Origin of the sequence: Kocuria gwangalliensis (assembly GCF_039544365.1) — a bacterium.
GTDB classification, from domain to species: domain Bacteria; phylum Actinomycetota; class Actinomycetes; order Actinomycetales; family Micrococcaceae; genus Kocuria; species Kocuria gwangalliensis.
The window spans coordinates 55,098-66,943 of record NZ_BAABLN010000014.1; the positions used below are offsets into that span (position 1 = coordinate 55,098).

The 11,846-nt window shown below is 65.1% G+C and carries 10 protein-coding genes; 5 read left to right on the forward strand and 5 right to left on the reverse strand.

The window, feature by feature from the left end:
- Positions 1–3: 3 nt before the first annotated feature.
- On the reverse strand, positions 4–1,422 hold the full coding sequence (xylB, locus tag ABEA06_RS06555) for a xylulokinase (RefSeq protein WP_345310971.1): 1,419 nt from the start codon (positions 1,420–1,422) through the stop codon (positions 4–6).
- A gap of 28 nt (positions 1,423–1,450) precedes the next feature.
- Positions 1,451–2,413, reverse strand: coding sequence for a sugar-binding transcriptional regulator (locus ABEA06_RS06560; RefSeq protein WP_312395744.1), 963 nt, complete (start codon positions 2,411–2,413; stop codon positions 1,451–1,453).
- A 150-nt stretch (positions 2,414–2,563) separates the two neighbouring features.
- Here ABEA06_RS06560 and ABEA06_RS06565 point away from each other — a divergent pair, with 150 nt between their 5' ends.
- From ABEA06_RS06565 to ABEA06_RS06575, 3 genes are read left to right on the forward strand one after another with little or no spacing between them, the layout of a single operon-like run.
- Positions 2,564–3,970 (forward strand): ABC transporter substrate-binding protein, encoded by a 1,407-nt coding sequence (locus ABEA06_RS06565; RefSeq protein ID WP_396415697.1) that lies wholly within the window; start codon positions 2,564–2,566, stop codon positions 3,968–3,970.
- Positions 3,971–3,975: 5 nt separating this feature from the next.
- On the forward strand, positions 3,976–4,917 hold the full coding sequence (locus tag ABEA06_RS06570) for a carbohydrate ABC transporter permease (protein ID WP_312395746.1): 942 nt from the start codon (positions 3,976–3,978) through the stop codon (positions 4,915–4,917).
- The gene (locus ABEA06_RS06575) at positions 4,917–5,801 is read left to right on the forward strand and encodes a carbohydrate ABC transporter permease (protein ID WP_303382290.1); all 885 of its coding nucleotides are present in this window, start codon (positions 4,917–4,919) and stop codon (positions 5,799–5,801) included. The genes ABEA06_RS06570 and ABEA06_RS06575 overlap by 1 nt, the downstream gene beginning before the upstream one ends.
- 19 nt (positions 5,802–5,820) lie before the next feature.
- Here ABEA06_RS06575 and ABEA06_RS06580 read toward each other — a convergent pair whose 3' ends face one another.
- The 3 genes from ABEA06_RS06580 to ABEA06_RS06590 all read right to left on the reverse strand — a co-directional run bounded on the left by ABEA06_RS06580 (position 5,821) and on the right by ABEA06_RS06590 (position 10,044).
- Positions 5,821–6,879: an NAD(P)-dependent alcohol dehydrogenase gene (locus ABEA06_RS06580; protein ID WP_312397362.1), complete on the reverse strand. Its 1,059-nt coding sequence runs from the start codon at positions 6,877–6,879 to the stop codon at positions 5,821–5,823.
- A gap of 101 nt (positions 6,880–6,980) precedes the next feature.
- Positions 6,981–8,147 carry an ABC transporter ATP-binding protein gene (locus ABEA06_RS06585; RefSeq protein ID WP_303382292.1) on the reverse strand — a complete coding sequence of 389 codons (1,167 nt, stop codon included), beginning with the start codon at positions 8,145–8,147 and terminating at the stop codon, positions 6,981–6,983.
- Between the two features lie 154 nt (positions 8,148–8,301).
- Positions 8,302–10,044 carry a pyruvate dehydrogenase gene (locus tag ABEA06_RS06590; RefSeq protein ID WP_303382293.1) on the reverse strand — a complete coding sequence of 581 codons (1,743 nt, stop codon included), beginning with the start codon at positions 10,042–10,044 and terminating at the stop codon, positions 8,302–8,304.
- Positions 10,045–10,232: 188 nt separating this feature from the next.
- Between ABEA06_RS06590 and ABEA06_RS06595 the strand changes: the two genes are divergently transcribed.
- Entirely contained in the window at positions 10,233–11,483 is a 1,251-nt protein-coding gene (locus ABEA06_RS06595) for a C45 family peptidase (RefSeq protein WP_345310972.1), read from the forward strand.
- 22 nt (positions 11,484–11,505) lie between these two features.
- The gene (locus ABEA06_RS06600; protein ID WP_345310973.1) at positions 11,506–11,763 is read left to right on the forward strand and encodes an aldo-keto reductase family protein; all 258 of its coding nucleotides are present in this window, start codon (positions 11,506–11,508) and stop codon (positions 11,761–11,763) included.
- Positions 11,764–11,846 lie beyond the last annotated feature (83 nt).

Consider the following 11,846-nt stretch of genomic DNA (forward strand, 5'->3'; position numbering starts at 1 on the left):
TCGTCAGCTCAGCTGCTTTTCGTAGCGGCGCCGCAAGGCCCCGTAGCGCTCGCGGAACTCGCCGACGCCGGTGTCGCCGGTGGGTGCCAATTCGCTGTCGATCACGCGGGGCCAGTCGGGTTGCCGTCCGGTCGCTGCCCATGCTGCCTGGCGAGCGGCACCCAACGCCACGTACTCTGCGGAGCGCGGGACACTGACGGTCAGATTCAGGGTGTCCGGGAGCACACTGCGCAGCGCGTCCGACTTGGCGCCGCCGCCAATGAGCAACACCCGCTCCACGTCCACGTGAATATCGCGCAGGATGTCCAGGCAGTCCGCCAGCGAATTCGCCACGGCCAGGACGGCGGAGCGCGCGAGATTTTCTCGCGTGAACGACGCCCGGGTGAGGCCGTCCAAGCGTCCGGTGGCCTCGGGTAGGTTGGGCGTGCGCTCGCCGTCGAAATAGGGGAGCATCGTGAGCCCGCCGGCGTCGCTGGGTCCGCTCGTGGCCAGCCGCGTGAATTCGTCCAGATCGGCCCCCAGCGTGGCGGCGGTGGTGGTCATGACGCGCGCGGCATTGATGGTGCACAACAGGGGAAGGTGCTGGCCGGTGGCGTCTGCGAAACCGGCGGTGACACCGGAGCGATCGATCGTGGGCTCGGCGTTACAGGCGAACACCGTGCCCGAGGTGCCCACGGAAATGGCCACCTCGCCCGGCTCGAGGTTCAGACCCAGACCCGCGGCAGCATTGTCTCCCGCACCCGCGCCGACCACGGCGGGCGTGCCGCCGGTTCCGCACCACTCCGGCATGAGAGTACCGGCGGGCTCGTGAGCGGCCAGCACCCGCGGCAATTCCGGAACCGCGCCGAAATACTCCTGGAGCAGCTCGGGTCGGTACTGGTTGTCCGTGGCGTGGAAGTAGCCGGTACCGGACGCATCCGAGCGATCCGTGACGAACTCACCGCTCAGGTGCAGGGTCAGCCAGTCGTGCGGCAACATGACCCGGTGCACCCGGGCGGCGGCTTGGGGCTCGTTCTCGCGCAACCACGCGAGCTTGGCCAGGGTCATGGAGCTCACGGGCGCCATGTTGACCGTTTCCATCCACCAGTCCACGCCGTGCTCGCTCACCATGCGAGCGGCCTGCGGGGCGCTGCGCACGTCGTTCCACAGCAGCGCATCATGCACGGGTGCGCCCTGGACATCAACGGCCACCATGCCGTGCTGCTGCCCGGCCACGGACACGCCCACGACATCGCCGCGCTCGGGAACTCCCGCCTCCCGCCACGCGGTCTTGAGTGCTTGCAGCCACACGTGTGGATCGACACTCGTGCCGTCCGGGTGGGGTGCCGTGGCGATCGAGAGCACCTTGCCGCTCTCCAGATCCACCACCACTACTTTGCAGGACTGTGTTGAGGAGTCGATCCCCACCACCGTTGCGGACATATGCGAATACCTTTCCGGAATCTCTGGGTCAGCCGGCGCTGGCCGGCGTGGGTTCGGGGCGGTCGACGAGCGCGGCCAGGGCCTGGCGCAGTGGCTCGTCACACACGAGAACGTCAATGAGCCCGGCGCGCGCGGCGGCGTGGACCGCGGGTGCCCGGCCTGCATCAGAAGCAGCGGCCACGGTGGTGCGAGCGTTCCTGATCTGGTTCACCGAGGCAGCGACGACCATGGACTCGACCGGTGAGCTGACCGGGGCACCGTCCGCAGTCAGGAGATGTCCCGAAATTTCGGCGACGGCGCCCGCGTTGCGGGCCTGTTCGGCTACCTCCGGGGGCACCCTGTTCCACACGGAGGACAGCTCCGGCGACCAGGCCCCAATGGCGATCAGGGCGACGTCCAGGGCATTGGCCCGGTCAAGTGTCCGTGCAATTTCCGGGCTCTTCATGAGCGCATGGGCGTTCTCCACGATGAGTGGTGCCCAGAGCGGCCACGCGGATTGGCACGTCAGCTCCGCCAGGAGACGGGGAGCCGCCTGATTGTCATCGTTATTGAGCGCCCCGGCCAGTTGAATGACCTGGTTGTGGGGTAGCTGCGGCAGCTCCCGAGTGACGAGTTGAAGAGTGCGGGACCATGAAATGCCCAGCACATCTCCGGGCTCGACCTGGTCCATGAAGACACGGGCGGTTTCCCTGGCCAGGGTGTGGCGGTCCGCGGGCCACGGCCCGGTACCCACCGTGACGACCCGAGTGATTCCGAGTGCCTGGGCGAGCCGAGCGTCCTGGTCATTGTCCGGGATCACGATCTCGATGCGGACGATTCCGGTGTCTTGCGCCTCCTGGATGAGCGCGGCCACCTGGAACCGTGACAGGTTGATTTGTTTGCCGATCGCCACCTTGGACGCGCCGTCCACAAAGTACAGCTGGGCCAATTGAGCCAGAAGTTTTTGGCGCGCCGATGGATCATTGGGGGGCCATGGGTCGGTCGTGGGCATTTCTCACCGCATCTGAGGGGTCGGCTCTTGATCATCTGAGTCTATATGACTAACATCACTTCTCAGATGTGAATCGCAAGATTCTCACTTGAGAGTAGCTGTTGTTGGCTGCGCTCTTCCGACATCAGAACATCGATGACAAGGAACATCATGCGTAACAGCACAGCTGCTCCGGATCGTGTCAGGGATCGACCTCGCATCGCCGGGCGCCGGGGCGTGTGGTGGCAGGCCTTGCTACTGGCCCTGCTCACGGGCTTCGCGATGACCGGGTGCGCCGCGTCCGCGGACGAGACCAAGGACGAGATTGTCGTGGCCATCGTGTCCAACCCGCAAATGCAGGACGCCATGGAACTGCAGGACGAGTTCGCCAAGGCCCACCCGGACGTCAACGTGAAATTCGTGTCCCTGCCCGAGAACGAGGCCCGCGCCAAGATCACCGCTTCTGTCGCCACCGGCGGTGGCGAGTTCGACGTGGTCATGATCTCCAACTACGAAACCCCGATCTGGGCCGAAAACGGTTGGATCGAGAACCTCCAGCCCTACATCGACAAGACCGAGGGCTATGACGATCAGGACTTCATCGGCTCGATCCGTGAGGCCCTGAGCTATGAAGATGACATGTACTCCGTACCCTTCTACGGAGAGTCTTCCTTCCTCGTCTACAACGAGGAAATGTTCAAGAACGCCGGCGTCACCATGCCGGAAAATCCCACCTGGCCGGAGATCAATGAGCTCGCGGCCACCCTGGATGACCCGGACAACGGTGTCTCCGGCATCTGCCTGCGCGGGTTGGCCGGCTGGGGCGAGGTCATGGCGCCGCTGAGCACGGTCATGAACACCTACGGCGGCGGCTGGTTCGACCAGGATTGGAACCCCACGCTCACCTCTGACAAGACCAAGCAGGCCGTGAACGAGTACGTGAACCTGGTCCGCGAACACGGTCAGCCCGGCGCGGCGACGTCCGGCTACGGCGACTGCATCACCCGCTACAGCCAGGGAAACGCCGCCATGTGGTACGACGCCACGGCCATGGTGTCCTCGATCGAGGATCCCGCGTCCTCCACCGTGGCGGGGCAGAACGGGTATGCACCCGCCCCCGTCATGGACACCGAGGACGCGGGGTGGCTCTACAGCTGGTCGCTGGCCATTCCCAGCACCTCCGATCACAAGGACGCCGCGTGGGATTTCGTCTCCTGGATGACCAACAAGGAGTACATCGAACTCGTGGGTGAGCGCTTCGGCTGGGAACGCGTGCCTCCGGGATCGCGCTACTCCACCTATCAGGTGCCCGAATACCGCAAGATCTCTCAGGCATACGCGCAGCCCACCCTGGATGCCATGGACGGCGCGTCCCAGGAAACCTCCATGACTCATCCGGTCCCGTATGACGGCCTGCAATTCGTGGCCATTCCGGAATTCCAAGATCTGGGCACCCGTGTGGGCCAGCAGATCTCGGCGGCCGTGGCCGGCCAGATCACCGTCGACGAGGCTCTGGAACAGTCCCAGGCCTATGCAGAACAGGTGGCTCGCACCTACCAGCGTGAGGAAGGCCAGTAACCGCTATGTCCACATCAACCGGGGCCGCCCGTTCGAGCCGCCCACGCACATCTCGCGCTCACGCGCCGCGTCGCAGTGACGCGTGGCAGCGACGCCTACCGCTACTGCCGGCGTTGATCTTCACGATCATCGCCACGCAGATCCCGTTCCTGATCACCATTTGGTACTCGCTGCGATCGTGGAACCTGTTGAACCCGGCCTCGGACGTGTTCGTCGGTCTGAGCAACTACATCGAGATCTTCGCAGACCGCACCTTCCGGCAGGTCGCGATGAACTCGGTGATCTACACCCTCGGCTGCGTGCTGATCGCCATGGTCCTGGGCATCCTGTTCGCGCTACTGCTCGACCGCAAGTTCTTGGGCCGCGGCGTGGTGCGGACCTTGCTGATCACACCGTTCTTGATCATGCCGGTAGCGGCGGCCACGTTGTGGTCCACGTCCATGTTCAACCCCACGTACGGTCTGGTGAACTGGGTGCTGGGCATTTTCGGGATTCCCGCGGTGGACTGGACGTCGTCCCACCCCGTCATTTCGATCCTGATCGCCCTGGTGTGGCAGTGGACCCCGTTCATGATGCTCCTGATCCTGGCGGGACTTCAGTCCCAACCCAAGGACGTTCTGGAGGCCGCGCAAATGGACGGTGCCTCTGCCCTGCAGACGTTCTTCTTCATCACCCTGCCGCACCTGCGCCGTTACATCGAACTGTCGGTGCTGTTGGGTGCGATTTACGTGGTCAACACCTTTGACCAGATCTATTTGATGACCGCCGGCGGACCCGGTACGAGTAGTGCCAACCTGCCGTACTACATCTACCAACGCGCCTTCCTGGGCTTCGACATCGGTCAGGCCGCAGCCATGGGCGTGGTGGTTGTCATCGCCACGATCATTATTGCCAACTTCGCCCTGCGATTGATTTTCAAGGGCTTCATGAGCACGGAGCAGAACTGATGAGCACCACCGTTCAGACGCAGACGCCCGCAGCAGAGACCTCTCAACCGCTCGCGCGGCGCAAGCGCACGGGCGGCGGTGCGGGATCCGCAGCGCTGACCCTGTTCACGTGGCTGCTGGCCCTCGGGTTCTTCATGCCCGTCCTGTGGATGGTGCTCACCTCGTTCAAACAAGAGGCCGACGCCGCCGCCAACCCTCCCAAATTCTTCTTCACTCCCACGCTGGACCAGTACAAGGCCGTGTTCGAGGCGGGTGCGGGCGGGTACCTGTGGAACTCGGTCATTGCCACGGTGGTCTCCACGATCCTCGTGATCCTGTTGGCGATTCCCGCCGCGTACGCCGTGAGCATCCGCCCCGTGGAGAAGACCAAGGACGTGCTGTTCTTCTTCATTTCCACCAAGATGCTCCCGGTGGTCGCGGTGATCATGCCCATTTACGTTGTGGCCGGAAAGCTCAAGGTCCTGGACAATGTGTGGACCCTGGTGTTCCTGTACACGGCCATGAACCTGCCGCTGGCGGTGTGGATGATGCGCTCGTTCTTCCAGGAAGTCCCACGCGAGGTGCTCGAGGCCGCCCAGATGGACGGTGCATCGCTGATGACCACGATGCGCGTGGTGCTGATCCCCATGGTCGCCCCGGGTATCGCATCAACCGCCCTGATCTGCGTGATTTTCGCGTGGAACGAGTTCTTCTTCGCCCTCAACCTCACGGCCGCGGACGCCGCCACCGTGCCCATCATGCTGGTATCCACCATGACCAGCGAGGGCCTCTTCTTGGCCCGCCTTTCAGCGGCCAGCGTCTTGGCCTCTCTGCCCGTGGTGCTCGCCGGTTGGATCGCGCAGAAGCAGTTGGTGCGCGGCCTGTCGATGGGCGCCATCAAGTAGCGGACGCCCATCGACCCCGTCAGGGGTTCACGACAGCTTTCAACGCGCCTGGGCGCGTCCCCGCGGTCAGCGCCGCGGCGACGTCGTCCAGGCCGTGGCGCGAGGTGACCAGGGAATCCAGGTCCACGTGGCCCTGCTCGACCATGCGGATGGCGGTGTCCCACGTGTTGGCGTAACGGAAGATCCCGGTCAGGTGCAGTTGTCGCTCCTGTACCAGGGGCACCGGCAGGCGGAGTACGTCCGCGCCCATGCCCACGAGGACCACGCGACCTCCCGGTGCCAGCCGCTGCATCCCGGCTAGGATTGCGGGTTCGGCACCGCTCGCGTCCAGCAGCACGGTATAGCCACGGCCGGGGACGGGGCCCTCCGGGGACGGCTCATTGTCCGCGCGGAACGTCCCTGTGGCGCCGTAATTCATGGCCGTGTCGAGCCGATCGTCGCGGGTGTCGGTCACCACCACGTCCAGGGCGCCGGCCAGGCGAGCGCACTGAGCGACAAGCAGCCCCACCGGACCGGCACCGGCCACCAGGACACGGTCACCCAGGATGACACCCGCGGCGCGCACGGCACTGATACCCACGGACAGCGGCTCAAGGAGCGCGGCGGCGTCGTCGGAGAGCGCGTCCGGAACGGGATGCGAGAACGCGGCAGGGTGAGTCACGTATTCGCAGAACACGCCGTCGATGGGCGGAGTCGCGAAGAACCGGACCGCGGGGTCCAGGTTGTACTGCCCGTGCAGGGTTTGGGACGAGAACGGTTGGGGGATCCCTGGTTCCAGGGAGACCCGCTGACCCACGTGCCGGTCGTGGACGTCCGACCCAACGGCCACAATGACACCGGCGGGTTCGTGGCCCAGAATCAGGGGTTTCTCCACCACGAAATCACCGATCCGCCCGTGCTCGTAATAGTGGGTGTCGGAGCCGCACACACCCACCGAGGTGATGCGGATCAGCACCTCGTGCGGGCCGGGATGCTGCACGGACCGCTCCTGAATCTCCAGCTGATGCGGGGCCCGCAGCACACTGGCCCTCATGGTGGCGGGTACAACGGGGATCTCGGCGGGGCTGGTGGGAGTCACAGGGGTGGCCTTCCGATAGTCATGGAGTACAGGGCAGAAACGAAAGAAACGCCACGCGCTCCCCGAAAGGGCGCGTGACGTTTCACTTCATGGAGATGACATCAGTCCGGGAGTCGCTCGCCCGTGGTGGCGTCGAAGAGGTGGAGCCGGTCACCGTTGGTGCTGACCCACAGGGTAGTTTCCGCGGCCGGTGGTTGCCGGCCGTCCACGCGAATCACAATGGGACTCTCGTCCGCTTCCGCACTGGTTCCGGTGTTCGGAACGGTGTCCTCATCGTGGCCGGCCACTCCCGCAATGGGAGTGACGTGCTGGTCGGAGTTGTGGTCCAGGTGGCCGTAGACGTACGCGTCCGCCCCGAGTTCTTCCACGATGTCCGCGACGACCGCCAAGCCCCGGCCCCTCTCGGAAGGCACCAGGTCTTCCGGCCGGATGCCCACCGTGACCTCGGCACCGGTGAGCGCTTCCCGAGCCGCAGCGCTGAGAGGCAGTCTCAACGTGCCCAGTTCCACCGCGCCGTCCTGGGTCACGGCGGCACGGAAGAGGTTCATGGCGGGGGAGCCGATGAAACCGGCCACGAACTCATTGGCCGGGCGATCGTAGAGCTCACGGGGAGTGTCCACCTGCATGAGGCGCCCGTCCTTGAGCACCGCCACGCGATCACCCATGGTCATGGCCTCGGTCTGATCGTGAGTCACGTACACCGTGGTCACGCCCAGGCGGCGGGTGAGGGAGGCAATTTGGGTGCGGGTCTGCACGCGCAGCTTTGCGTCCAGGTTGGACAGCGGCTCGTCCATGAGGAACACCTGGGGCGAGCGCACAATGGCGCGTCCCATGGCCACGCGCTGGCGCTGACCACCGGACAGGGCCTTGGGCTTGCGATCCAGATACTCGGTGAGGTCCAGGATCCTGGCGGCTTCCTCGATGCGCTGATTGCGCTCGGCCTCGCCCACCTTGGCGATCTTCAGCGCAAAACCCATGTTGTCGCGCACCGTCATGTGCGGGTACAGCGCATAGTTCTGGAAGACCATCGCGATGTCACGATCGCGGGAGGCGGTGTCGGTCACCTCGTTGTCGCCAATGTGAATGGAGCCGCCCGTGACGTCTTCCAAACCCGCGAGCATGCGCAGGGTGGTGGATTTACCGCAACCGGAGGGACCCACGAGAACCAGGAACTCGCCGTCGGCGATATCGAGGCTCAGCTCGGAAACGGAGGGGCGCTCGGCCCCGGGATACTGACAGGTCACCCTGTCGTAGCGCACGCTGGACATGTGTTTCCTCTTTCCCGGCAGGCACGTGCCGGACGATCCGTAGGAGAAAAGGATGGCGGGAGTGACCTGAGCCACTCTCACATGAGATCATAGCGAAACTCATATGATAACCGCCACCCCTGTCGCCGTCGAAAAGGGGAGCCGCCCGGGTGACTCAGCCGCGCGGAATGTTGCGCAGGTTGGAACGCGCCATGGAGACGGCCTCGCCTGCGCCACCGTTGAAGACCATCTTGGACATGGCCGTGGCGAATCCGAAGACCTGGGCGCTCTCGATCTGTGGCGGGATCGACAGGGCATTGGGGTCCGTGATGATTTCCACGAGTGAGGGCCCCCGGTGTGCCAGCGCGGTGGTGAACGCGCCCTCCAGGTCCCCGGGTTGCTCCACGCGAATTCCCTGCAACCCGGCGGCCTGCGCAATGCCCGCGTAGTCGGTCTGCGGTACGTCCACACCGAAATCGGGCATGCCGTCCACGAGCATCTCCAACTTGACCATGCCCAGCGAGGAGTTGTTGAACACGACCACGGTCACGGGCAGGTCGTAGACGGCCAGTGTGAGCAGTTCCCCCATGAGCATGGACAGTCCGCCGTCGCCGGAGACCGAGATGACCTGGCGGTCCGGGAAGGCCAGTTGGGCACCGATGGACTGGGGGAGCGCATTGGCCATTGAGCCGTGCAGGTAGGAGCCGATCACGCGCCGGGTTCCCAGCGGGTTGATGTAGCGGGCCGTCCACACGTTGCACATGCCGGTGTCCGCGGTGAAAATCGCGTTGTCCGAAGCCACCTGGTCCAGGATCGACGCCGCGTATTCCGGGTGAATGGGCGTCATTTTCTCGACCTTGCGGGTGTACGCGCCCACGGCCTTGTTCATGAGCTTGTCGTGCTTGGCGAGAGTCTTCTTGAGGAACGAACGGTTCTTCTTCCGCGTCAACTCCGGCAACAGCTTGAGGATGGTCGATTTCACATCACCGTGCACGGGGATGTCCACACCGGTGCGGCGACCGATCACGGAGGCATCCGTGTCCACCTGGATGGTGGTGACGTCCGGCAGGAACTGGTCGTACGGGAAATCGGTGCCCAGCATGACCATCACGTCGGCACCCTTGAGTCCCTCGGCCGCGGCACCGTAGCCGAGTAGTCCGGTCATACCCACGTCGAACGGGTTGTCGTACTGGATCTGGTCCTTACCGCGCAGCGAATGCCCGATCGGGGCACCCAGGGTGTCCGCGAGGGCAATCACCTCGTCGTGGGCGCCGGCCACACCGATCCCGGCGAAAATCGCCACGTCCCGGGCATTGTTCAGGGCATTGGCCATGCGCTCGATGGTCGCGTCCGAGGGGACGACGGCGCCCGGTTCCGGCACGCAGAACGGCCGGGCATCCGCCTGGGTCTCGGACTCGGCGATATCACCGGGCAGGGTGATGACGGCCACGCCGGGAACCGTCATCGCGTGCTGTACGGCCGAGCTGACCACGGCGGGGGACTGCGTGGGAGTGCTGATCAGTTCGGAGTACACCGAGCACTCGTTGAACAATCGGTCCGGGTGGGTCTCCTGGAAGTAGGAGGCGCCAATGTACTGCGACGGAATGTGAGAGGCGATCGCCAATACGGGCGCTCCCGAGCGGTTGGCATCGTACAGACCGTTGATCAGGTGCAGGTTTCCCGGCCCGCACGAGCCCGCGCACACCGCCAATTGACCCGTCAGTTGGGCTTCGGCGCTCGCGGCAAAGGCTGCGGCCTCCTCGTGGCGCACGTGAACCCAGTCGATGCCGCCCTTTGCGGAGCCGCCGGTGCGGCGGACCGCGTCGACAATGGGATTCAGGCTGTCCCCCACCACGCCGTAAATGCGCTGGACGCCCGCGTCCATGAGTTGCTGGATGATTTGCTCTGCGAGTTTCATGTCTTACTCCTGCCGAACGGGGTGACCGTGGTCCGGTCACAAGGTTGCTTCCTATTCATCCTAGGCGGGCATGTGGGCATCGGGGAGGGGTTTGTGAGGAGCAGGACCGTGAGTGGTGAGGTGAATCACCCCGGGGGTCTGTCAAGAAAAGCTTGACAGACCGCATCGTGTCAATGTTTCCTTGACACATGACTTGTGAACAGAAGACCCACGCACCCCGGACCCGAGCACGCTGGACCGATATCGACTGGGCGGCCATTGACTGGACCTCCGTCAACTGGGCCGAGACCGCCTCGCCCCGGATCAACTGGGTTGATTTCTACCGCGGTGCACCCACCATCGACATTGCCGGCGGAACCACCCGTCCCGCTCGTGGCACCTCCGCCGCGACCGGTACCGAGGCATCCGACACCGAGACCGGCGGGGAGGGCTACGGCGCGGGAGCGTCGTCGTGGTCCGCGCAACGCGAATTCCCCGTGACGGTGTTCGGTATCCGCGAGCCGCAGCCGGGCCCGCGCTGGAAGGCCCTGTTCGACGCGACCTGGCCCGCCTACCGCTCGTGGTACCAGACCGGACCGGGCGCGCGCCCCGAGCTGGACGAGGCGCGCGGCATGCTCGAGAAGCACATGCCCCAGCTGGTGCCCACGTGGCGCAAGCTCGTGCAGCTCACCGGCAACGACGACGTCGCGGCGCGCTTTTTGACCATGTGGAACCTTCCCGCGTTCGCGCCGGCCTGCTCGCAGGTTGCGCTCACGGGTGAGGAGACCTCACTGACCCGCAACTACGACTACGTCCCGAGCCTGTGGGAAGCCACCGTGTACTCCAGTGAGTTCACCGGCCGCAAGGTCATTGGTACCGGTGACTGCCTGTGGGGCCTGCTGGACGGAATGAACGACGCCGGCCTGGCTGTGTCCCTCACGTTCGGTGGTCGACCGGGATCGGGCCCGGGATTCGCGATCCCGATCGTGATCCGGTACCTGCTGGAAGTGGCCGAGACCGCCCAGCAGGCACGCGAACTACTGCGTGAGCTGCCGGTGTCCATGTCCTACAACATCACCGTGGTGGACACCTCGGGCGAGAAGTTCACCGCGTTCGTGGCCCCGGGCCAGCAGGCGGAGTTCTTCGACGCCTGCACCGCGACCAACCACCGCGGTAAGGAGCCGGAGTACCCGGTCAAGGCCGCTCAGTTCTTCTCCGTGGAACGCCTCGAGCACCTGGACCGCACCGTGGAAACCGAGATTAGCGCTGACGAGATGCGCGATCAGTTCCTCGAGGACCCGCTCTACCAGGACAACTTCTCCGGCGGCTTCGGCACGTTGTTCACCGCCCATTACCGCCCGGACGAGGGTTCGGTCGAGTACCGCTGGCCCGGTGTGTCCTGGAAACGGGGCTTCGAGGACGCGGACGACACCCTGAACGTCGTACTGGTGGGCCGCTGAGCCTCGGTGCCATGATGGACGCGTGAGTACCGACATTCCTGAACCCAGTGACGGGCCGACCCCCGTGGTCCAGTTGGAAAGCGCGGCCATGGCGGCCGTACGCCAGCTCGCCGCGAGTGGCGATCCGGAGGCGTTCCAGTCGCTCCTGCGATTGAGCGGGGCCGTGGGTGAGTCCCTGGGGACCAGCGCCCGCAACGTTGCGGCGGCGTCGTCGTGGACGGCGGTGGCCGGTGCGGCCGGGACCTCCCGGCAGGCGGCCTGGTCCCGCTGGAAGGCCTGACCGGTTCTTAAATGCTTCGGCCCCGCACGGTGAGCGTGCGGGGCCGAAGCTTCCAATCATGCACCGGTGATCTGTCGCCGGGA